Raw genomic sequence first — 21,501 nt, 5'->3', positions numbered from 1 at the left:
AACGTTTCAAGCGGCGGCGGGGCGCCCGACACGCTGACCATGGGATACGTCACCGGCGGCCCGTGGTCCACGAACCTCAACCCCCTGTCGCCGACCTCGGCGTGGGCGTCGTCCGCCAGTGCGGCGTGGACGTTCAACTACGAGCCGTTGCTGCAGTACAACTTCGGCGACACCAGCGAGGTCACGCCCTGGCTGGCTTCGAAGTACGAGTGGGCACCCGACTACAAGTCCGTCACGTTCACCATCCGCGACGGCGTGAAGTGGTCGGACGGCAAGCCGTTCACCGCCGATGACGTCGCCTACACGTTCGACCTCATCAAGCGTGTCCCAGCGCTGAACGCGACGGGCATCGAGTTCAACTCGGTCTCCATGCCGACGCCGACCACGGTCAAGCTCACCTTCGATGAGAAGAACATCCCGGCGCTGTTCTACGTCAGCACGATCCCGATCGTGCCCAAGCACGTCTTCGAGAAGGTCAAGGACCTGACCAACTTCCTCAACGAGAACCCGGTCGTGACCGGGCCGTACACGGTCTCCTCGATCACGCCGCAGGTGATCCAGCTCGAGCGCAACCCGACCTACTGGGGCCAGAAGCCCGCCGTCGAGAAGATCTCGATGCCGGCGTTCTACACCAACGCCGCGGCATCGGCGGCGCTCACCAGTGGCCAGGCGCAGTGGGGCGACGCCTTCATGCCGAACTTCAAGCAGTACCTGTCGGCCAGCGACGACCACAAGTACCAGTACCCGCCGATGTCGGACGTGTTCCTGGTCCCCAACATCAAGAAGTACCCGTTGAACCTGACGCCGCTGCGCAAGGCCATCAGCATGGCCGTCAACCGTGAGACGTTCTCGCAGGCAGCAGTGCAGGGTCAGGAGCCGCCGGTGGAGACGGCGACCGGTTTCCTGCTTCCGCGCGACGAGGCCACCATCGCGCCGGAGTACAAGGACGCCAAGCTGACGACCGACCTGGCCGGCGCCAAGAAGCTGCTCACCGACAGCGGGTTCACGTACGACGGCGATCAGCTGATCGCGCCCAACGGTGAGCGCGTCGCGCTGGATCTCGACGTCAACGGCGGCTTCAGCGACTGGGTCGGCGGAGGCCCCGTCGTCGTCGAGGCGCTCAACGCGCTGGGCATCGAGAGCAAGATGAAGACCCCGTCGCAGACGCAGTTCTTCAGCGACCTCAGCCTCGGCAAGTTCGACCTGACGATCTGGGCCTCGTTCAACAGCGGGCCCGGGCCGTTCTACCAGTTCGACCAGTTCCTCAACAGCAACAAGAGCGCGCCGGTCGGCAAGGCCGCCGTGTCGAACTACGGCCGCTGGGAGAATGCCGAGACAGACAAGTACCTCGACGAGTACGCGGCGGCCAGCGACGAGCAGGCGCAGACCGAGGCGCTCCACGGCATCCAGAAGGTCATGGTCGAGGAGTCGCCCGTCATCCCGCTGATCTACCAGGTGGCATGGGCTCAGTACACGACCGACAAGTTCACCGGCTGGCCGACTTCGGAGAAGGAAGGCTGGGCGTGCAACTGGTGCCCGCCCACCAACGAACGCGTCCTGTTGAACCTCAAGCCGGTCGCGGCCAAGCCATAGTGCAGGGGTGCGTGCAGTCGCGGCTCGCCGAGCAGGCCGGCCGCGACGTGGCGCGGCCACCGGGGGGCTGCGTGTGTCGGTAGGACGCGTCGTCACCGTCGGGGCGGTGAACATCGACCTCGTGATGCGAGTGCCGCAGATCCCGGCGATCGGTCAGACGATCGCTGGGCGCAGCCTCACCCGCCATCACGGTGGGAAGGCCGCCAATCAGGCGGTCGCGGCCGGCCGCAGCGGCGGCCACGCGGTGTTCGTCGGCGCAATCGGCGACGACGACTTCGGCCGTGCGGCGCGCGTCGCACTGACCGACGACGGCGTTGACGTATCCGAGCTCGCGGTCGTGCACGGCGAGACAACCGGAACGGCGGTGATCCTCGTCGACGACGAGGGACACAACACGATCAGCTTGTCGGCAGGCGCAAACGGGACGCTGGGTGCCGACCGCGTTGTCCGCGCGCTCGACCGCTTGCGGCTCGACGATCGCGACGTGGTCGTCGTGAGCAACGAAGTGCCGATGCAGGCCACGCTGGCGGCGCTGCGATCGGCACAGACCGCCGGCGCCCGTTCGATCCTCAACCCCGCGCCGGCGGATGGCATCCCGGTCGAGGCGATCGCGCTCGCCGACGTGATCACCCCGAACGAAGGCGAGCTGGCGCAGCTCGCAGCCACGCTGGGCCTGGCGGCCGCGCCCTCCGACGAGCTCGCCCGCGCGGTCGCCGCGGAGGCCGGGTGCGCCCAACTGCTCGTGACCGAGGGTGAGCGCGGCGCTCTGCTCGTCGCGTACGGCTCACAGACGCGCATCGCGGCGCCCGCAGTGACGGCGGTCGACACGGTCGGAGCGGGCGACACGGTGAACGGCGTCCTGGCCGCAGGACTCGCCGCAGGCCTCCCGGCGGCTGAGGCCAGCGCGCGGGCGATCGTCGCGGCGAGCCTCGCTGTGACGCGGCCTGGCGCACGCGGGGGCATGCCCGACCGCGTCGAGCTCGCCCGCGCGTCCGCGTGGTGAGCTGTTGCGGACTGGGTCCGCCAGAGCGAGCAGCAGCAGCGCCCCGGGCAGGACTCGAACCTGCGACCCGCGGCTTAGAAGGCCGCCGCTCTATCCAGCTGAGCTACCGGGGCTCGCGAGGAAGCGTAGAGCGATCTTCGGCCTTCGCCGCGCGGCGGCTGCGGATGAAGCCGATGATGATCCCGGCGCCGACGCCGGCGATCAGGGCGAGAACGACGCCAGCGAGAATCGACACGATCTGAGCCTATCCCTATCGTGCGGTCCCTCGGGGCGTGGCTCAGCCTGGTAGAGCGCCGCGTTTGGGACGCGGAGGTCCTCGGTTCGAATCCGGGCGCCCCGACTGCGCGCAGGCGTCCCAGGGTGTTGCTTGTCAGGTTTGCTCCCGCTGCGGGAACCAACCTGACAAGCAACGCGGCAGTGTGGGAGGGTCGCGCGGTGACCCGCCTCGTTCTCGCCTCCGCTCTCGCCGCGTGCGTCCTGGTCGCGCCGGCCGCGCCCGCGCTGGCCGCCGATCCGCCCACCCGCGCCACCACCGGCTGGCGGTTCGTGACCGTCGACCATCCCGACGCCGAGGGCCAGTCGTACCTGACGTCGCTGCGCGCCGACGGTCGGGCGGTCGGGGCCTACGCGGACGCGGCGGGGCGCTACCACGGGATGCTGCGCCTGCCCGACGGGCGCTTTCGCACGATCGACGTCCCCGGGGCGACGAGCACCTTCACGCTGGGCATCGCGGCCGACGGGACGACCACCGGCACGTACGTCGACGCCGCGGGCGCCCAGCACGGCTACGTGCGCACGACGGCCGGGCAGGTGCGCACGATCGACGTCCCGCAGGCCAGCGCGACGTCCGGAGGCCTGTCGGAGTTCGGCCCGGGCCTGGGCACCGCGGTGGCCACGATCAGCCCGCACGGCGCGATCGTCGGCACCTGGGGTGACGCCGCGGGCGCCTCGCACGGGTTCCTGCTCGCGCCCAGCGGCAAGCGGACCGATCTCGACGCGCCCGGCGCCTCGACCGCCCAGGACGCCAACCACGGCGAGGGCGGCACGAACGCGATCCGGGCCAACGCGCGCGGGCAGGTCGTCGGCTCGTTCGTCCCGGCCGGTGCGACCTCGCCCCTCGGGCTCCGCGCGTACGTGAAGACGGGCACGAGCTACCGCACGCTGCTGCCGCCCGGCGCCGGCCGGTCACAGGCCTTCGCGATCACCAACGACGGCACGGTCGGCGGCGTCGCCTTCGACGCGTCCGGGCTGCCCGGCTACGGCTTCCTGTGGCGCCGCGGGCACTACACGCGCATCGACCCCCACGCGGGCGCGATCGTCTCCACCATCGCCGACATCGCCCCCAACGGCACGATCACCGGCGAGTACATCACCCCCGACGGCCACACGCACGGCTACATCGGGACGCCGCGGCGTCGCTAGTCGTCGGCGTCCTCGTCGGCCGCGTGCATGCGCACGACGAACACCACGCCGCCCTGGGCGATCGTCAGCGCGCCCGCCTCGGTCCAGAAGGCGCGCTCGAAGGACTCGGGATCGAGCACGAGGTACCCGGTGATGCCGTGCCCCTCGACGCCGGCGACGAAGACGATCGCCTCGGCGGGCGCCTGGTCGCCGAACACGTCGCGGGCGCTGGGGCCCGCGCTGAGGTCGCCGGTGAGCATCGCGGTCGCGCCGCGCGGGCGGCCCTGGCCGGAGCACACGAGCACGTCGACCGGGCGGCCGATCGACCCCTGCATGGCGCTCAGCACCTCGACGAAACTCAGATCGGCCACCGGGATCAGAGGGTACGGTGAAAACCGTGGACTTCGCGGCAGCCGTGGACCAATTGCGCACCTGGTCTGAGCAGGAGGTCGTCGTCGTCCTGGAGCCCGACCACAGCGTGATGGAAGGGCGGCTGCTCGAGCTGGACTCGACCGGCACCGACGGCGCGCTGTTCGCGCTGGACCACCCGAGCAAGAAGACCAGCGGCGTGGCGATCGCGCTGTTCCGCGATGCCTTCGACGCCGCCGACCTGGACGCCGACGGGGCGCTGCGGGTGCGTCAGGGACGCGTCGAGATCATCGTTCGCCGTCAGGGCGGAACGGCAGCTCCGCCGCCAGACCGCTGACGTTGAACACGCCCTGGACCGCCGGCGGACCGGGCACGAGCGACAGCCGGCCGGCCTCGTCGTCGCGGCACGCGGTGGCGATCGCGCGCAGCCCGGTGGAGTCCAGGAACTCCAGCCCGCGCAGGTCGATCACGATGCGCTCGGCGTCGCTGGCCATGGCGATCGACAGGGCCTGCTCCATCTCCTCGAAGCTGTCGAGGTCGAGCTCGCCCACCGGCAGCACCCACACCTCGCCCGCCCGGGCCTCGAGATCGACGACGAAGGTGTCGTGGGCGCCGTGTTGCATGGCTCACGCAGTACCCACGCACGTGGCGAAACACACTCGTCGATCGAGGACGACGCGCCGGGTGTGGAGAAGTAGGCTCCCGCCCGCACACGAGGCTGGAGGACTGGGATGGCCACGCGAACGAGCAAGCAGGCGGCGGCAACGGCCGACCACAACGCGGACGACGCCGCGGCGAGCGCTGACGAGCGCGCGATCGAGCAGGTCATCGCCTCGCTCACCGCGGCCCGCGAGGGCGACTACTCCCAGCGGTTGCGGGCGCGCCGGCGCGATCAGATCGGCGAGCTGCAGACGCGCGTCAACGAGCTGCTGGAGCTCAACGCGCGCCAGGCCCGCGAGCTCAAGCGCGTGTCGCGGGTGATCGGGCGCGAGGGCCGCATGACCGAGCGCATGACGCTCGGTCCCGTCGGCGGCCTGTGGGCCGAGAACACCGAGGCGGTCAACAGCCTGATCGACGACCTCGTGCGCCCGACCACCGAGGTCGCGCGCGTGATCGCCGCCGTGGCCGAGGGCGACCTCGACCAGAAGATGGCGCTGACCATCGAGGGCCAGCCGGTCAAGGGCGAGTTCGCCCGCATCGGCACGACGGTGAACACGATGGTCGACCAGCTGTCGTCGTTCGCCGACGAGGTCACGCGCGTCGCGCGCGAGGTGGGCACCGAGGGCCGCCTGGGCGGCCAGGCCGAGGTCAAGGGCGTCAGCGGCACGTGGCGGGATCTGACCGAGTCGGTCAACGGGATGGCCTCCAACCTGACCGACCAGGTGCGTCAGATCGCCCAGGTGACCACGGCGGTGGCCAACGGCGACCTGAGCCAGAAGATCTCCGTCGAGGCGCGCGGCGAGGTGGCCGAGCTGCGCGACACGATCAACACGATGGTCGACCAGCTGTCGAGCTTCGCCGACGAGGTCACGCGCGTGGCCAAGGAGGTGGGCACCGAGGGCCGGCTGGGCGGCCAGGCCGAGGTCAAGGGCGTCAGCGGCACGTGGCGCGAGCTGACCGAGAACGTCAACCAGCTGGCCTCCAACCTGACCGTCCAGGTGCGCCAGATCAGCCAGGTGACGCGCGCGGTCGCGCGCGGGGACCTGACGCAGAAGATCACCGTCGAGGCGCGCGGCGAGGTGGCCGAGCTGGCCGACACGATGAACTCGATGACCGACACGCTGGCGCTGTTCGCCGACCAGGTGACGGCGGTCGCGCGCGAGGTGGGCACCGAGGGGATCCTCGGCGGCCAGGCCCAGGTCCCCGGCGTGGCGGGCACGTGGAAGGACCTGACCGACAGCGTCAACGGCATGGCCTCCAACCTGACCTCGCAGGTGCGCCAGATCGCCCAGGTGACCACCGCGGTGGCCAACGGCGATCTCAACCAGAAGGTCACGGTCGACGCGCGCGGCGAGGTCGCGGCGCTGGCCGACACGATGAACTCGATGACCGACACGCTGCGCGTGTTCGCCGACCAGGTCACCGACGTGGCCCGCGAGGTGGGCACCGAGGGGCGGCTGGGCGGCCAGGCCGACGTGCCCGGCGTGGCGGGCACGTGGAAGGACCTGACCGACAGCGTGAACGGGATGGCCTCCAACCTGACCGACCAGGTCCGCAACATCGCGCAGGTGACCACCGCGGTGGCCAGCGGCGACCTGTCCCAGAAGATCACCGTCGACGCGCGCGGCGAGATCCTCGAGCTGAAGCGGACGATGAACACGATGGTCGACCAGCTGTCGAGCTTCGCCGACGAGGTCACGCGCGTGGCCCGCGAGGTGGGCACCGAGGGCAAGCTCGGCGGGCAGGCCGAGGTCGAGGACGTCAGCGGCACATGGCGCGCGCTGACCGAGTCGGTCAACAGCATGGCCTCCAACCTGACGGGCCAGGTGCGCAACATCGCCCAGGTGGCCACCGCCGTGGCCCGCGGCGACCTCACGCAGGAGATCACCGTCGACGCCCAGGGGGAGATCCTCGAGCTGAAGCGGACGATGAACACGATGGTCGACCAGCTGTCGTCCTTCGCCGACGAGGTCACGCGCGTCGCCCGCGAGGTGGGCACCGACGGGCGCCTGGGCGGTCAGGCGCAGGTCCCCGGCGTGGCTGGCACGTGGCGGGACCTGACCGACTCCGTCAACGGGATGGCCTCCAACCTGACCGACCAGGTGCGCCAGATCGCCCAGGTGACCACGGCGGTGGCCAACGGCGACCTGTCCCAGAAGATCACCGTCGACGCGCGCGGGGAGATCCTGCAGCTCAAGGAGACCGTCAACACGATGGTCGACCAGCTGCGCGCGTTCGCGGCCGAGGTCACGCGCGTGGCCCGCGAGGTGGGCACCGAGGGCAAGCTCGGCGGCCAGGCCGAGGTCGAGGGCGTCAGCGGCACCTGGCGCGGCCTGACCGAGAACGTGAACTTCATGGCCTCCAACCTGACCGGCCAGGTGCGTCAGATCGCGCAGGTCACGACGGCGGTGGCCAACGGCGATCTGGGCAAGAAGATCACCGTCGACGCGCAGGGCGAGATCGCCGAGCTGAAGGACACGATCAACACGATGGTCGACCAGCTCAGCTCGTTCGCCGACGAGGTCACGCGCGTGGCCCGCGAGGTGGGCACCGAGGGCATCCTGGGCGGCCAGGCCGAGGTCAAGGACGTGTCGGGCACCTGGCGCGACCTGACCGAGAACGTCAACCAGCTGGCCGGCAACCTGACCAGCCAGGTGCGCAACATCGCGCAGGTGACCACGGCGGTGGCCAACGGCGACCTGTCCCAGAAGATCACGGTCGACGCGCGCGGGGAGATCCTGCAGCTCAAGGAGACCGTCAACACGATGGTCGACCAGCTGTCGAGCTTCGCCGACGAGGTCACGCGCGTGGCCCGCGAGGTGGGTACCGAGGGCATGCTCGGCGGCCAGGCCGAGGTGGAGGGGGTGAGCGGCACGTGGCGCGGGCTGACCGAGAACGTCAACGTGCTGGCCGCCAACCTGACCACGCAGGTGCGCGCGATCGCCGACGTCTCCACCGCGGTGACCGAGGGCGACCTGACCCGGCAGATCACCGTCGAGGCCCAGGGCGAGCTCGCCGAGCTCAAGGACCGCATCAACGAGATGATCGCCAACCTGCGCGACACGACCCTGCAGAACGCCGAGCAGGACTGGCTGAAGACGAACCTGGCCCGGATCTCGGGCGTCATGCAGGGCCAGCGCGACCTCGGCGCCGTCAGCCGGCTGGTGATGAGCGAGATCACGCCGCTGGTCGACGCCCAGCACGGCGCCTTCTTCCTCAACGAGGACGCCGAGCTGCGGCTGATCGCCTCCTACGGCTACCAGAAGCGCAAGGCGCTCTCCAACCGCTTCGAGTTCGGCGAGGGCCTGGTCGGACAGGCGGCGATCGAGGGGAAGGCGATCCTGGTCACCGACGCGCCGTCGGACTACGTGAAGATCAGCTCGGGCCTGGGCGAGGCGCTCCCGGTCAACCTGATCGTCCTGCCGATCCTGTTCGAGGACCAGGTGATCGCGGTCGTCGAGCTGGGCTCGCTGCACGACTTCTCCGACCTGCACCAGAGCTTCCTGGAGCAGCTGGCCGAGACCACCGGCGTGGTGCTCTCCAACATCTCGGCCAACCGCCGCACCGAGGAGCTGCTGGAGGAGTCTCAGCGCCTGGCCGAGGAGCTGCAGTCCCAGCAGGACGAGCTGAAGCGCTCCAACCTCGAGCTCGAGCAGCAGGCGCAGTCGCTGAAGGCCTCCGAGGAGCTGCTGCAGACCCAGCAGGAGGAGCTGCAGCAGACCAACGACGAGCTCAAGGAGAAGGCCGCGCTGCTCAGCGAGCAGAACCAGGCCATCGAGGAGAAGAACGCCGAGATCGAGCGGGCCCGCGAGGCGCTGGAGGAGCGCGCCGCGCAGCTGGCCGTCAGCTCGCAGTACAAGTCCGAGTTCCTGGCCAACATGAGCCACGAGCTGCGCACGCCGCTGAACTCGCTGCTGATCCTGTCCAAGCTGCTGACCGACAACCCGATCGGCAACCTGACCGACGAGCAGATCGAGTTCGCCCGCACGATCCACAGCGCGGGGACCGACCTGCTGGCGCTGATCTCCGACATCCTCGATCTGTCCAAGGTCGAGGCGGGCAAGATGGAGGTCACGCCCGGCCACGTCCCGATGGACGACGTGGTCGAGGCGGTCGAGCGGTCCTTCCGCGCGGTGGCCGAGGAGAAGGCGCTCGGCTTCGAGGTGATCGTCGAGTCCGACGCGCCGATCGCGCTGTTCACCGACGAGCAGCGCCTCCAGCAGGTGCTGCGCAACCTGCTCTCCAACGCGTTCAAGTTCACCGCCGCCGGGGCGGTCGTGCTGACGATCTCCGACACCGAGGAGAGCAGCTTCGACGGGCGGCCCTACGCGGTCGCGCTGAGCGTCACCGACACGGGCATCGGCATCCCCGACGACAAGCTGCGCCTGATCTTCGAGGCCTTCCAGCAGGCCGACGGCACGACGTCGCGCCGCTATGGGGGCACCGGCCTGGGCCTGTCGATCAGCCGGGAGATCGCCCGTCTGCTGGGCGGCGAGATCCGCGTGCGGTCGGTCGAAGGGGAGGGCTCGACGTTCACGCTGCTGATGCCCGCGGCCTACGAGGCGCCCGCGCCGCTGCCGCCGACGGCCGCACCGTCGGCCTCGCCGTCGGACGAGATGGCCCGCGAGCTGCTGGCCACCGTCGACGCCGGCCTCGCGCTGGCCGAGGAGCACGAGGCGCCCGTGCCCGCCCCGTCGTCGCTGCCGCTGGCCGGTGCCGACGACCGCCACCGCATCTCGCCCGGCGACCGGGTCGTGCTCGTCGTCGGCGAGCAGGAGGAGGCCGAGCGCGCGTTGGCCGCCGCGCGCGAGCGCGGCATCAAGGGACTGGTCGCCGTCGGCGGCCCGGCCGGCCTGGCCCTGGCCCACGAGCACGGACCCGACGCGATCGTGCTGGCCGCCGCCACCGGCGACGCCGCGCTGCTGCTGGACCAGCTCAAGCACCATCCGAAGCTGCGCCACATCCCGGTGTTCGTGATCGGCGAGCCCGAGGCGCGCCACGGTGCGCTGCGCACCGGCGCCGCCCGCTTCCTGGACCGCCCCGCGGGCCAGGCCGCGGTCGACGAGCTGGTCGGCGAGCTGTCCGACGTGCTCGACTCGCCGACCAAGCGCGTGCTGCTGGTCGAGGACGACGAGGTGGCCCGCGCGTCGGTCGCGCAGCTGATCGGCGGCGACGACGTCGACGTCGTCACGGCGGCGACCAGCGAGGAGGCGCTGGCCGCGCTGGCCGACGACACCTTCGACTGCGTCGTGCTGGACCTCAAGCTCCCGCGCTCGACCGGCTTCGACCTGCTCGAGCAGATCAAGGGCGACGACCGCCATCGCGACGTGCCGGTGATCATCCACACCGGCAAGGCGCTGACCCGGCGCGAGGAGACCCGCCTGAACCGCTACGCCCAGGCGATCGTGGTCAAGGACGCCGGCTCGCCGGAGCGGCTGCTGGACGAAACAGCGCTGCACCTGCACCGCGCGCCCGCCGACCTGCCCGCCGAGGGGCGCCGGATGCTCGAGCAGCTGCACCAGGCCGACGCGGTCCTGCACGGGCGCAAGGTGCTGATCGTCGACGACGACGTGCGCAACGTGTTCGCGCTGACCTCGGTGCTCGAAGGCCGGGGCATGGCCGTCGTGTTCGCCGAGAACGGGCGCGAGGGCGTCGAGTGCCTGGAGGCCAACCCGGACATCGCCCTCGTGCTGATGGACCTGATGATGCCCGAGATGGACGGCTACGAGGCGATGACGGCGATCCGGGCCAAGGCCGAGCACCAGGCCCTGCCGATCATCGCGCTGACCGCCAAGGCGATGCAGGGCGACCGCGAGCGCTCGATCGCGGCGGGCGCGTCGGACTACATCACCAAGCCGGTGGATCCCGACCAGCTGCTCTCGCTGATGCGCGTCTGGCTGTACCGCTGATGGCCCAGGAGGCGCTCGAGGATCTCGAGCTGGAGCTGCTGCTGGAGGCGCTGTACCGCCGCCACGGCTTCGACTTCCGCGGCTACGCGCTGGCCTCGCTGCGCCGGCGGGTGTGGCGCCGCGTCGAGCTCGACAACCTGGGCACGATCACCGCGCTGACCGACCGGATCCTGCACGACGAGGACACGCTCGGGCGCCTGCTGCGCGACCTGTCGATCAACGTCACCGAGATGTTCCGCGACCCGGGCTTCCACCGGGCGCTGCGCGAGCAGGCGTTCCCGCTGCTGCGCACCTATCCGTTCGTGCGCGTGTGGAACGCGGGCTGCTCGACCGGTGAGGAGGCCTACTCGACGGCGATCGCGCTGGACGAGGCGGGCCTGCTGGAGCGCTCGCGCATCTACGCCACCGACATGAACGAGGGCGCGCTGGCCATGGCGCGCAGCGGCTCGTTCCCGCTGGAGCGGATGCCCGCCTACACCGACAACTACCAGCGGGCGGGCGGGACGCGCGCGCTGAGCGAGTACTACGAGACGCGCAGCGCCGCCGCCGTGTTCGACCCGCGCCTGGCCCGCAACGTCGTCTTCGCCCAGCACAACCTGGCCACGGACCGGTCCTTCAACGAGTTCCACCTGATCATCTGCCGCAATGTGATGATCTACTTCGGGCGGGAGCTCCAGCGGCACGTGCACGAGTTGTTTCTCGACAGCCTGGTTCCCCTCGGCCTGCTCGGCCTGGGGCGCAAGGAGGCGATCCAGCCTCCTGAGCTCGCTGCGCGCTATGAGCCGCTGGACGCCGGCGAGAAGCTGTTCCGGCGGCGCCGATGAGCGTGCGGGTCGTGGCCATCGGCGCCTCGTGGGGCGGCCTGCACGCGGTCAGCGCGCTGCTCAGCGGGTTGCCCGCCGGCTTCGCGGCGCCGATCGTCGTGGCCCAGCACCGGGGGATCGACGACGGCCCGCTGGCCGAGCTGCTCGATCGCACCGGCGCGCTCGTCGTCCGCGACGCCGAGGACAAGGACCCGCTGCGCCCGGGCCAGGTGCTGGTCGCCCCGCCGGACTACCACCTGCTCGTGGACGGCGACCGCGTCTCGCTGAGCATCGACGAGCCGGTCGCCTTCAGCCGCCCGTCGATCGACGTGCTGCTCGCCTCGGCCGCGGCCAGCCACGGCGAGGGCACGGTGGGCGTCGTCCTGACCGGGGCCAACGGCGATGGCGCGGCCGGCCTGCGCGAGATCCGCCGGCGCGGCGGCCTGGCCTTCGTGCAGGATCCCCACGAGGCCGAGCGCGCGGAGATGCCGCGCGCCGCGCTGGCCGCCTGCCCGGACGCCCAGGTGCGCCCGCTGGCCGCGATCGCGCCGGAGCTGACCCAGCTGGCGGGGGTGCGCGCCGCATGAGCGATCGTCCCGCGGTCCTGTTGGTTGACGACCGGCCCGAGAACCTCGTCGCCCTGGAGGCGACGCTGGCCCCGCTGGACTGCGAGCTGGTCAGCGCGTCGTCGGGCGCCGAGGCGCTGCGCCACCTGATGCACGGCGACTTCGCGGTGATCGTGCTCGACGTGCAGATGCCCGATCTCGACGGCTTCGAGACGGCCGAGTACATCAAGCGCCGCGAGCGCACGCGGGCGATCCCGATCATCTTCGTGACGGCCATCTCCAAGGAGGACGAGCACGTCTTCCGGGGCTACGAGGCGGGCGCGGTCGACTACCTGTTCAAGCCCTACGAGCCCGAGCTGCTGCGCTCGAAGGTGGCCGTGTTCGTCGAGCTGTGGCGCGCGTCGCGGGCGCTGCGCGTCAGCGAGGCGATCCAGCGCGCGACGTTCGACTGCGCGCCGATCGGCATGGCCCGCCTGGACGCCGACGAGCGCATCGCGGCGGTCAACCGGGCGCTGTGCCAGACGCTGGGCCACGAGGAGGGCGACCTGCTGGGGCGCACCGTGGACGAGCTGACCGCCGAGGAGGATCGCGGCAACGGCGCCGACCAGCTGGCCCAGCTGCGGGCCGGGTCGCTGGAGCGCGCGGACGTGGAGAAGCGCCTGTTGGGCGTGCGCGGACGGCGGTTGCCGGCGCTGCTGAGCTACTCGGTGGCCCGAGACCACGAGTCGCGGATGGGCGACGTGCTGCTCGTGCAGGTCCAGGACCTCAGCGAGCGCCGCCGGGCCGAGCGGGCCCGCGAGCTGCTGATCCGCGAGCAGGCCGCGCGCGTGCAGGCCGAGGCGGTGTCCCAGCGGCTGGAGGCCCTGCAGCGGGTGGCCGACGCCGCGTTGGCCCCGATGCCGCTGGACGACCTGCTGGGCGAGCTGCTGGCCCGGATCGCCGAGGTGCTGCACGTCGACAGCGCGGCCATGGTCCTGCTGGGCGGGGCGGACGGGCGCTCGGTGCTCGTGCAGGCGGCCGAGGGCGTCGACGTCCCGGTGCTGCGCAGCGACTTCGAGCCCGGGCCCGGCGGGCTGGTCGAGCGCGTGGCCACCACGCGCGAGGCGGTGATCGTCGACGACCTGTCGCGCTCACCCGGGCTGGGCGCGGATCTGGCGGGGCAGGGGACGTCGTCGGTGCTGGCCGTGCCGCTGCTGCTGGAGGGCGGCGTGATGGGGGCGCTGATCGTCGGGTCGCTGTTCAGCCGCACGTTCACCGCCGCGGACGCCTCGCTGCTGCAGGTCGCGGCCGACCGGGCCGCGCTGGCCATCGAGCGCGCGCGCCTGTTCGAGCGCGAGCACCGCATCGCCACGCAGCTGCAGCGCGCGCTGCTGCCCGAGGGGCTGCCGTCGGTGCCCGGGCTGCGTCTGGCCGCGCGCTACCTGCCCGGCGGCGCGGGCACCGAGGTGGGCGGCGACTGGTACGACGCGCTCGCGTTGCCCGGCGGCCGGCTCGTGCTGGTGATGGGCGACGTGGCCGGGCGCGGGGTCGTCGCCGCGGCGACCATGGGCCAGCTGCGCAGCGCGCTGCGCGCCTACGCGCTGGACGACCTCGGCCCGGGCGAGGTGCTGGCCCGCCTGAACCGGTTCCAGCTGCTGATGGGCATCGACTCGATGGCCACGGTCGTGCTGCTCGAGCTGGATCCCGCCGCCGGCACCGCGCGCTACGCCAACGCGGGGCACCCGCCGCCGGTGCTGATCGGGGCCGACGGCGAGCCGAACTACCTCGACAGCGCGCGCTCGGCACCGCTGGGGGCGCTGGAGGACGCGCGCTTCGAGGAGGCGGTGATCGAGGTCGGCCGCGGCGCGACGGTGGTGCTGTACACCGACGGCCTGGTCGAGCGGCGCGGGCAGTCGCTGGACGAGGGGTTCTCGCGCCTGCGCGACGCGCTGCGCACCGGCGCGCCCGATCCGGAGGCGCTGTGCGAGGCGATCCTGGGCGGCACGCTGGGCGCGGCGACCTCCGACGACGACGTCACGTTCGTCGTGGCCAACAGCCCGCAGACGCTCGGCTCGCGCGTGGCGCTGTCGCTGCCGGGCGACCCCGACGGCCTGCACAGCCTGCGCGCGACGCTGCGCCGCTGGCTGGCCGAGCAGGAGACCGCCGACGCGCTGGCCGCCGAGGTGACGATGGCCACCAACGAGGCGGTCCAGAACGCGATCGAGCACGCGCACGGGCTCGGGCCCGAGCCGTTCGAGATCGAGCTCGAGCGCGCGGGCGACGAGGTCGTGGTGATGGTGCGCGACCGGGGCCGCTGGCGCGAGCGCTCCGGCGGCGACCGCGGCCGCGGGCTGCCGCTCATGAAGGCGCTGATGGACGACGTCACGGTCGATCCCGGCCCGCGGGGCACCACCGTGACCATGCGCCGCAAAGTTGTGACCTAGCTCATAACTTTGCCGACCGAGGACGTGGTCCATCGGTCAAGAATGCGGCGCCGATGCGTGGCAAGGTCCGGTAGGCCATGACCCGACTCCACCGCAACATCAACATCACGGCCGTCTTCCTGCCGATCATCGCGCTGCTCGTGGCGATCGTCGTCTTCTGGGGCCACGGCGTGTCCTGGGTCGACCTGGGCCTGCTGGTGTTCATGTACGTGATCACCGGCTTCGGCATCACCGTCGGCTACCACCGGATGCTCACGCACCGGGCGTTCCAGACTTCCAAGCCGGTCGAGTACACGTTCGCGATCCTCGGGTCGATGGCGCTCCAGGGACCGGTCATCTCGTGGGTCTCCGACCACCGCAAGCATCACGCGCACACCGACGAGGAGGGCGACCCGCACAGCCCGCACGCGGGGTTCGCGGGCGGCGGGCTGAAGAACGCGCTGCGCGGCCTGTTCCACGCGCACGTGGGCTGGCTGTGGGTCAACGAGGGCCGCGCCGGAGCGCGCAAGTACGCGCCCGACCTGGTCGAGGACCGTGGCATGCGCCGCATCTCGCGCAACTTCCCGTGGATCGCGCTGGCCACCTTCGCGATCCCGGCGATCCTCGGCGGCCTGATCACCTGGTCGTGGGCGGGCGCGCTGACCGGCCTGCTGTGGGGCGGCTTCGTGCGCGTCTTCCTCCTGCACCACGTGACCTGGTCGATCAACTCGATCTGCCACTTCCTGGGCACGCGGCCGTTCGAGATCGACGACCACTCCGGCAACGTCTTCTGGCTGGCCATCCCGTCCTTCGGCGAGGCCTGGCACCACAACCACCACGCGTTCCCGCGCTCGGCCGTCCACGGCATGCGCAACCGCCGCCAGATCGACATCAGCGCCGGCCTGATCACCGTCATGGAGAAGTGCGGCCTGGTCTGGAACGTCGTGCGCATCTCGCCCGAGCGGCAGGCGCAGAAGCTGGCGGGGAACGTCGCGCCGAAGGTCGCCGCGGGCGACTAGCGGAAGTCGTCGGGGTTCTTCGAGAACCACGCCGTACGGCGCGGGCCTGGGCCGGCGCTGGAGGTCCCTCCGCGCTCGGGCTCGTCGAGGACGAACCAACCCGCCGCGGGGTTCGTCAGCGCGGCGATGGCCGGCGACAGCTCGGGGGCGAGTCGGCCCATGACGCTCCCGTAGAGGATCACGCGAAAGGCGTGGTCCATCGCCGTCTGCCACGCGACCATGGCCAGGATCAGGGCGAGCGCGATGGCGACGAGCACCGCGCCGGCCGTGTTGGCCATGGCGAAGCCCACGCTCAGCAGCACCAGCGCCGGGATGACCACCACCAGCCCGATCGCTGCTGTCGCGATCGTGCCGCCGACCGCCGCGCCGAACCGCTCGCGCACGATCGCCGTCGAGCGCTTCACGGTGGTCAGCGGGCCGTGCCCTTCGAACGCGAGCACCGGCACGGCAAAGAGCGTGGCGATCGACCAGCCGACGTCCGCGACGAGGGCCACGATCTTTCCGCCCAGGGGCACCCGCTGCTCGAGCAGTCGCAGAACGGCGCCGACGGTGCCGACCACGATCGACCAGGCCAGGATCACGCCGATGCGCCGCCGCGCGAGCTGCCAGCCGACGCGCGGGTCCGCCGGTCGTCCCTCGAGAACCTCGTTCAGCGTCCCAGCCAGGGCCACACCGCAGAAGAACGTCGCCAGCGCCACGGGGTACCCGGCGATGACGAACGTCAGCGTCATCCCCAGGCGGGCGTGCGCCTCGACATCGATGATCTGGGATGCGACCAGGAACGCGCCGATGCTGACGCCCATCGACAGCACCACCAGCACCGCGGGCCAGACAAGCAACCGCCGATCCGAGCGCAGCACGCGCCAGGTCGCGGCATAGAGCTCTTGACCCTTGCGGTGGCGGTCGAACATGCCGCGAGTATGCCCGGACGCGCGACGGTTCAGCCGGCGCGTTCGCGCGCCCGCGCGACGGCGGAGTCGATGCCGTCGGTCCACGGCTCGCCGTGGCCGAACAGCACGACCTGGGCGTCGAGGCCCTCGAGCCGGTCGAGGCTGGCCAGCGCCTGTTCGGTCGAGGCGTTGAAGGCGTTGGGCATCAGCTGCGGCCCGGTGGTGCCCTTCAACGGGTTGTTCGTGCACAGCGCGTCGCCGGCGAACAGGATGCCGCGGTCGGGCAGCAGCAGGGAGCTGTGGCCGTGGCTGTGGCCCGGCGTGCCGATCACCTTGAAGTGGCCGGGCACGTCGAGCGTGGCGCCCTCGGCGAAGGTCCGCAGGTCCTCGACGCGCGGGACGCGGGTGCCGCCGTTGCGCACGATGTGGCCGATCAGGCGCAGGGCCGACGGGCGCCACAGGTCGGGGATGACGCTGCCCGCTCCGGCGCTGGAGCCCGCGGTGCGCGCCAGCTGCGCATCGGCGCCGTGGACGTAGACCCGGGCCTGGGCCTCGGTGCGCACGCGCTCGGCGATCCCGATGTGGTCGCTGTGGCCGTGGGTGAGGACCACCGCGTCGATGTCGTGGATGTCGCCGCCGAGCTGCTCGATCAGCGCGGGGAGCTGCTCGAAGAAGCTGGGCAGCCCGGCGTCGACCAGCGTGTACCGGCCGTCCTCCTCCACGAGGTAAAAGTTGACCAGCGAGGAGCCGAGCCGGTGAACGCCGGGCGCGACCTGAACAGCGGCGGGTGACACCGCCGCCAACCTACCCCGTTTGCGCCGCCTCGGTCAGTCGCCAGCGTTCGTGCTGCGCGTGGGCGCGCTCCCACAGCGCCGCGATGCGCGCCGGGCCGAGGACGTCCGGGTCGATGGCGAAGCGGTCGTGCAAGGTGGCGGCGAGGTCGTCGGCGTCGGCGAGCACGCGGCGCTCGTCGACCGCCGGTCCGACCACGCGCAGGGTGCGCCCGCGCAGCGTCTCGACGCGGTCGCGGTAGGGCTGTTGCACGACGAGCGTGGCCACGAAGTTGGAGTCGGGATCCGTGGAGAGCCGGCGGTGGTGGGGCTGGAAGGCGTCCAGATCGGCCACCGGCGCGGCGATGCGGACGCCCTCGAAGCTGCCCAGCGCGTGGTGGACGAGGAACCAGCCGCCGCCGGCCTCCGCCTCGACGCCCATCGTCAGCGGGTCGCCGTAGGTCCCGGGGCGCAGCGGCGTGGCGTCCAGCTGACCCTCGCCCAGGCCGGCGTCGGCCAGCCAGCGCGTGCCGTTGGGCAGGTGCACGGCCAGCGCGAGGTGGTTCGTGGGGGCGGGCGGATCGACCAGCGCGCGCTGGCCCACGACGCCCTGGTGGCGGCTGATGGTGAAGCCCAGCGCCTCGAGCATCCAGGCCAGCACGGAGTTCAGCTCGAAGCAGTAGCCGCCGCGACCGCCGGACAGCAGCCGCGCGGCCAGTTCCTCGACGTCGAGCGGGCGGAACTCCTGCAGCTGGACGGCCAGGTCCTCGTAGGGCACGCGCGACACGTAGGCGCGGTGCAGCGTCTGCAGACCGTCGAGCGTGGGCTGCGGGCGGGCGTCCAGCCCGATGCGGTCCAGCAGCGCGTCGAGGTCGGGCACGCCGGCGAATCTACCGGCCGAGCGCCGCCACGTTGAGCGCGATCCACTGCTCCATCGCCGCGTCGACCCGCTCGCGCTCGCCGGTGGCCAGCAGGTCCAGCAGCAGGCCGCGGGTGACCGCGATGCCCAGGCGCGCGCGGGCCTCGGCGGCGGCCGGTTCGACGCCCATCGCGATGTAGCCCTGGGTGCCCGGCTCCAGCCAGGAGGAGACGATCCCGTCCAGCAGCTCGGTCGTGCCGGGGCGGCCCTGCAGCGCCTGGCCGTAGATCTCGAAGAACAGGCGCTCGTTGGGCCACAGGGCCGGGTCGGAGATGTGCTTCCACCAGGCGCGCATCGCGCCCGCCGGGTCGCCCACGGGATCGGGCAGCGTGTGGGGCAGCGCGGCGCGCTGCTGGGCCTCCACGGCGCGGATGACCTCGACCCACAGGCCCTCCTTGGAGCCGAAGTGGTGGATCAGCATCCGGTGGCTGGAGCCGATCGCGGCGGCCAGCTCGCGCAGGGAGAGATCGGTCAGCCCGCGGTCGGCGATGTGCGCGATCGCCTTGTGCAGGAGGCGGTCACGGGCGTCTTGACGGGGCACGCCAGAAGTGTACCATCTGGTACATCATGCCCAGTCCCGTCACCGTCTCCATCGACGTTCCCCAGCCCCGCACCGACGTCTTCGACTTCCTCGACGTCATGTCCAACCACGAGCCGTTCACCGACCACATGCTCGTCGACTGGTCCTACTCCGGGCCCGACCGCGGCGTCGGCTCCAAGGCCCGCGTGCACTCGACCGCGGGCGGCCGCAAGGAGCCCGTCGACATCGAGGTGATCGACGCGCAGGCGCCCGCGCGGATCGTCGAGCGCAACGTCAGCGCCAAGGGCAAGCGCGTGGGCCTGGGCACGTACGAGCTGGCCGAGCTCCCCGGCGGCGCCACGCGCGTCTCGTTCACCTACTCCTGGCAGTCGGCGCCGCTGCCCGACCGCCTGCTCGGGCCGCTCGTGCGCGTGCTGCTGCGCCGCGGCAACCAGCGCGCGATGCAGCGCCTGGCCGCCCAGCTGCCGGCCTAGCTGCGAAGGAGAGAGGCGAGAACGGCCGTCCCATCTCTGCCGAGTGGCGATTTGGTCCCGCGGGGCGGGACCAAATCGCCACTCGGCGCGGGCGGGCGGGGAGACGGCGTCGGCTACGCCGCCGCGGGCACGGAGTCTGCGGCCCCGAAGCTCACCGGGACCTCGTCGGCGCGCACCTTCGCGCCGGCGGCGTAGCCGAGCGCCGAGATCAGCACGATCACCGCGACGGTTCCGAGCGTGAACAGCTCGAACTTGCCCTGGCTGACGCCCCAGTTGTCGGCGAAGGAGTACTCGTCGCCCAGCAGGCGGTCGATCGTGCCCGGGAAGACCGCGGTCCACGAGCCCAGCACGACCCAGAACGTGATCAGCGCGCTGGCCGCCAGCAGCACGTACTTGCCGCCCGGCACGCGGAACGGCCGGTGCACGTGGGGGAAGCGCGAGCGCAGCAGGTAGACGCTGGGGAAGATCACGATGTAGGAGATCAGCGTCGTCGAGATCGCGATGTTCAGCACGACGCCGAACGTGTCGGCCGCGCCGCTGGAGAGCAGCAGGACGGCGGCGACCATGAACGCGGTGGCCATCACGCCGGACAGGATGTTGGCCCGCAGCGGCGTGCCCAGCTTGGCGTGGAACGCGCCGAAGTACGGGAAGAAGCCGCCGTCTCCGGAGGCGACGGCGAGCACGCGGTCGCCGCACATCATCCAGGCCGAGCCCGAGTTCAGCAGCGTGAAGATGAACAGGATGCAGGTGACGCCGTACATGAAGCTCTGGGCGCCGCCGTAGATCGAGTAGCTCTCCTTGACCGCGTCCAGGAAGCCGCCCAGGCCGGTGATCGCCTCGGTGGGCAGCACCAGCAGCACCAGGAAGATCGGCGTGAGGTAGCAGAAGGCCGACAGCGCACCCGAGCGCAGGATTGACGTGGGCACGTCCTTCTGCGGGTCCTTCATCTCCTCCGCCGCGCCGTTGGCGCCCTCGAAGCCGACGAACGAGAAGAGGATCAGCGGCACGATGGCCAGCAGGCCGGCGGTCGTCGGCGACAGGCCCGACACGTCGATCCCCTGCACGCCGTTCTGGATCCCGTAGATGATCACGGTGATCGCGAAGAAGGCGACGAGCGTGACCTTGACGATCGCCCCGACGGTCGGGATCCACTTGCCGATCTTGAAGCTGATGATCGCGCTGGAGATCGTCAGCCAGATGAAGACGAACTTGAAGGCGTAGTCCCAGAACCCGCCCGAGCCGATGCTCGAGATGCCCGAGGACCACGCCTCGGTCCCGATGAAGGCCAGCGAGCCGCCGATCCACAGGGGGTTGGTGACCCAGTAGAAGATCGTGTTCAGCGAGGCGGCGAAGCGGCCCATGGCCAGCTTGACCCACTCGTACGGGCCGCCCTCGGCGGTGAACGCGCTGCCCACCTCGGCCATCACCAGTCCGTAGGGCACGAGGAACAGGAAGACGAGCACGACCGTCCAGGTGAACGCCTCGTAGCCGAAGGACGCCGCCTGCCCGATCAGATCGAGGCCGACGATCACCGCGACGGTGAAGAAGATCATGTCGAAGCGACCGAGCGTCTTGACCAGATGGGTCTTCTGCTCGGCGATGTAGGCCGTCTCTCGGGGAGCGGCAGGCTCGGGCGGGGTCACGGCCGCGACCCTACGCCCGTAGAGGTAGGGCCGCTAGTCCTTTTGGTCCGATCCGCACGGACCGTGCGGCGCGTTGCTACCTTCTTCGGCGAACCCTGGTGGGCGTAGCTCAGCTGGTAGAGCTCCTGGTTGTGGTCCAGGCGGTCGGGGGTTCGAGTCCCCTCGCTCACCCTTTCGAAAGCCCCGCCCCGGCGGGGCTTTCTGTTTGGGGCCGCCGGGCGTCCCGGTATCCTGGGTGTCGCTGCACTCACGCCCTGAGCCGCAGAAGTCACCGATAGAGGAGGCCGCATGGCCCCGCCGATCAGGTCCAGCTCGCCCAAGCGCCCGACGCCCGCCGAGGCCGCCGAACGCTTCAAGGATGCGCAGGTGCAGATGAAGGAAGAGGCCGCCGCGCGCCGCGAGGCGCAGGAGGCCAAGCCGAAGTCCAAGCGCCGCCGCGCGACCAGTTGACGGGCCCGTAGCGCTTTCCGGGCGCGCGGGCGCTAATGTATGACGCACGGGTCGAGCGTCCGCTCGACCAAAAGCAGTGCTCCGCGTTCC

19 protein-coding genes and 3 tRNA genes are annotated in these 21,501 nt (G+C 71.3%); 13 read left to right on the top strand and 9 right to left on the bottom strand.

Features of this window, described 5'->3' with window-relative positions; all coding sequences use genetic code 11:
• Window positions 1–39 precede the first annotated feature (39 nt).
• Window positions 40–1,593, top strand: coding sequence for an ABC transporter substrate-binding protein (locus ACZ5UI_RS12565; protein ID WP_464197525.1), 1,554 nt, complete (start codon window positions 40–42; stop codon window positions 1,591–1,593).
• A 106-nt stretch (window positions 1,594–1,699) separates the two neighbouring features.
• Window positions 1,700–2,596, top strand: coding sequence for a ribokinase (locus ACZ5UI_RS12560; protein WP_464197524.1), 897 nt, complete (start codon window positions 1,700–1,702; stop codon window positions 2,594–2,596).
• Between the two features lie 39 nt (window positions 2,597–2,635).
• Here ACZ5UI_RS12560 and ACZ5UI_RS12555 read toward each other — a convergent pair.
• Window positions 2,636–2,709, bottom strand: a tRNA-Arg gene (locus ACZ5UI_RS12555).
• A complete protein-coding gene (locus ACZ5UI_RS12550) occupies window positions 2,700–2,831 on the bottom strand; it encodes a hypothetical protein (protein ID WP_464197523.1) in 132 nt (43 codons plus the stop codon). Before ACZ5UI_RS12550 ends, ACZ5UI_RS12555 begins: the two co-directional genes overlap by 10 nt.
• A gap of 31 nt (window positions 2,832–2,862) precedes the next feature.
• Here ACZ5UI_RS12550 and ACZ5UI_RS12545 point away from each other — a divergent pair.
• Together ACZ5UI_RS12545 and ACZ5UI_RS12540 are read left to right on the top strand one after the other, a co-directional pair.
• Window positions 2,863–2,936: transfer RNA gene (locus ACZ5UI_RS12545), tRNA-Pro, on the top strand.
• A 95-nt stretch (window positions 2,937–3,031) separates the two neighbouring features.
• Window positions 3,032–4,018 carry a hypothetical protein gene (locus ACZ5UI_RS12540; RefSeq protein WP_464197522.1) on the top strand — a complete coding sequence of 329 codons (987 nt, stop codon included), beginning with the start codon at window positions 3,032–3,034 and terminating at the stop codon, window positions 4,016–4,018.
• Here ACZ5UI_RS12540 and ACZ5UI_RS12535 read toward each other — a convergent pair.
• The gene (locus tag ACZ5UI_RS12535) at window positions 4,015–4,368 is read right to left on the bottom strand and encodes a hypothetical protein (protein ID WP_464197521.1); all 354 of its coding nucleotides are present in this window, start codon (window positions 4,366–4,368) and stop codon (window positions 4,015–4,017) included. The genes ACZ5UI_RS12540 and ACZ5UI_RS12535 overlap by 4 nt on opposite strands.
• Window positions 4,369–4,394: 26 nt before the next feature.
• Here ACZ5UI_RS12535 and ACZ5UI_RS12530 point away from each other — a divergent pair, with 26 nt between their 5' ends.
• Window positions 4,395–4,703, top strand: a complete 309-nt coding sequence (locus ACZ5UI_RS12530) for a hypothetical protein (RefSeq protein WP_464197520.1) — start codon at window positions 4,395–4,397, stop codon at window positions 4,701–4,703.
• Here the strand turns inward: ACZ5UI_RS12530 and ACZ5UI_RS12525 are convergent.
• On the bottom strand, window positions 4,654–4,989 hold the full coding sequence (locus tag ACZ5UI_RS12525) for an STAS domain-containing protein (protein ID WP_464197519.1): 336 nt from the start codon (window positions 4,987–4,989) through the stop codon (window positions 4,654–4,656). The two genes, ACZ5UI_RS12530 and ACZ5UI_RS12525, sit on opposite strands and share 50 nt — an antisense overlap.
• A 108-nt stretch (window positions 4,990–5,097) precedes the next feature.
• On the opposite strand from ACZ5UI_RS12525, the gene ACZ5UI_RS12520 reads away from it, so the two are divergent.
• The 5 genes from ACZ5UI_RS12520 (at window position 5,098) to ACZ5UI_RS12500 (ending at window position 15,725) form a co-directional block, all read left to right on the top strand.
• Window positions 5,098–10,935, top strand: a complete 5,838-nt coding sequence (locus tag ACZ5UI_RS12520; protein ID WP_464197518.1) for a HAMP domain-containing protein — start codon at window positions 5,098–5,100, stop codon at window positions 10,933–10,935.
• Complete coding sequence (locus ACZ5UI_RS12515; RefSeq protein WP_464197517.1) at window positions 10,935–11,759, top strand: CheR family methyltransferase; 825 nt, start codon at window positions 10,935–10,937, stop codon at window positions 11,757–11,759. The genes ACZ5UI_RS12520 and ACZ5UI_RS12515 overlap by 1 nt, the downstream gene beginning before the upstream one ends.
• On the top strand, window positions 11,756–12,325 hold the full coding sequence (locus ACZ5UI_RS12510; RefSeq protein ID WP_464197516.1) for a chemotaxis protein CheB: 570 nt from the start codon (window positions 11,756–11,758) through the stop codon (window positions 12,323–12,325). Before ACZ5UI_RS12515 ends, ACZ5UI_RS12510 begins: the two co-directional genes overlap by 4 nt.
• Window positions 12,322–14,727: a SpoIIE family protein phosphatase gene (locus ACZ5UI_RS12505; protein ID WP_464197515.1), complete on the top strand. Its 2,406-nt coding sequence runs from the start codon at window positions 12,322–12,324 to the stop codon at window positions 14,725–14,727. The genes ACZ5UI_RS12510 and ACZ5UI_RS12505 overlap by 4 nt, the downstream gene beginning before the upstream one ends.
• 77 nt (window positions 14,728–14,804) lie before the next feature.
• Window positions 14,805–15,725 carry an acyl-CoA desaturase gene (locus tag ACZ5UI_RS12500; RefSeq protein WP_464197514.1) on the top strand — a complete coding sequence of 307 codons (921 nt, stop codon included), beginning with the start codon at window positions 14,805–14,807 and terminating at the stop codon, window positions 15,723–15,725.
• On the opposite strand, the gene ACZ5UI_RS12495 is transcribed toward ACZ5UI_RS12500, so the two are convergent.
• The 4 genes from ACZ5UI_RS12495 to ACZ5UI_RS12480 are packed head-to-tail and all read right to left on the bottom strand — an operon-like array spanning window position 15,722 to window position 18,845.
• A complete protein-coding gene (locus ACZ5UI_RS12495; RefSeq protein WP_464197513.1) occupies window positions 15,722–16,636 on the bottom strand; it encodes a DUF6159 family protein in 915 nt (304 codons plus the stop codon). The genes ACZ5UI_RS12500 and ACZ5UI_RS12495 overlap by 4 nt on opposite strands.
• Before the next feature lie 29 nt (window positions 16,637–16,665).
• Window positions 16,666–17,409: an MBL fold metallo-hydrolase gene (locus ACZ5UI_RS12490; protein ID WP_464197512.1), complete on the bottom strand. Its 744-nt coding sequence runs from the start codon at window positions 17,407–17,409 to the stop codon at window positions 16,666–16,668.
• 10 nt (window positions 17,410–17,419) lie between these two features.
• Complete coding sequence (locus tag ACZ5UI_RS12485; protein WP_464197511.1) at window positions 17,420–18,265, bottom strand: arylamine N-acetyltransferase family protein; 846 nt, start codon at window positions 18,263–18,265, stop codon at window positions 17,420–17,422.
• 10 nt (window positions 18,266–18,275) lie between these two features.
• Entirely contained in the window at window positions 18,276–18,845 is a 570-nt protein-coding gene (locus ACZ5UI_RS12480) for a TetR/AcrR family transcriptional regulator (protein WP_464197510.1), read from the bottom strand.
• Window positions 18,846–18,871: 26 nt separating this feature from the next.
• Here ACZ5UI_RS12480 and ACZ5UI_RS12475 point away from each other — a divergent pair, with 26 nt between their 5' ends.
• Complete coding sequence (locus ACZ5UI_RS12475) at window positions 18,872–19,318, top strand: SRPBCC family protein (protein ID WP_464197509.1); 447 nt, start codon at window positions 18,872–18,874, stop codon at window positions 19,316–19,318.
• 113 nt (window positions 19,319–19,431) lie between these two features.
• On the opposite strand, the gene ACZ5UI_RS12470 is transcribed toward ACZ5UI_RS12475, so the two are convergent.
• Entirely contained in the window at window positions 19,432–20,961 is a 1,530-nt protein-coding gene (locus tag ACZ5UI_RS12470) for an APC family permease (protein WP_464197508.1), read from the bottom strand.
• A gap of 98 nt (window positions 20,962–21,059) precedes the next feature.
• On the opposite strand from ACZ5UI_RS12470, the gene ACZ5UI_RS12465 reads away from it, so the two are divergent.
• Together ACZ5UI_RS12465 and ACZ5UI_RS12460 are read left to right on the top strand one after the other, a co-directional pair.
• Window positions 21,060–21,132: transfer RNA gene (locus tag ACZ5UI_RS12465), tRNA-His, on the top strand.
• 117 nt (window positions 21,133–21,249) lie between these two features.
• A complete protein-coding gene (locus ACZ5UI_RS12460; protein ID WP_464197507.1) occupies window positions 21,250–21,411 on the top strand; it encodes a hypothetical protein in 162 nt (53 codons plus the stop codon).
• Window positions 21,412–21,501: the final 90 nt, after the last annotated feature.

This window comes from Conexibacter sp. JCM 18997 (genome assembly GCF_055391915.1).
Note: the sequence above shows the minus strand (reverse complement) of the source record. Positions and strands in the feature narration are given on the sequence as shown.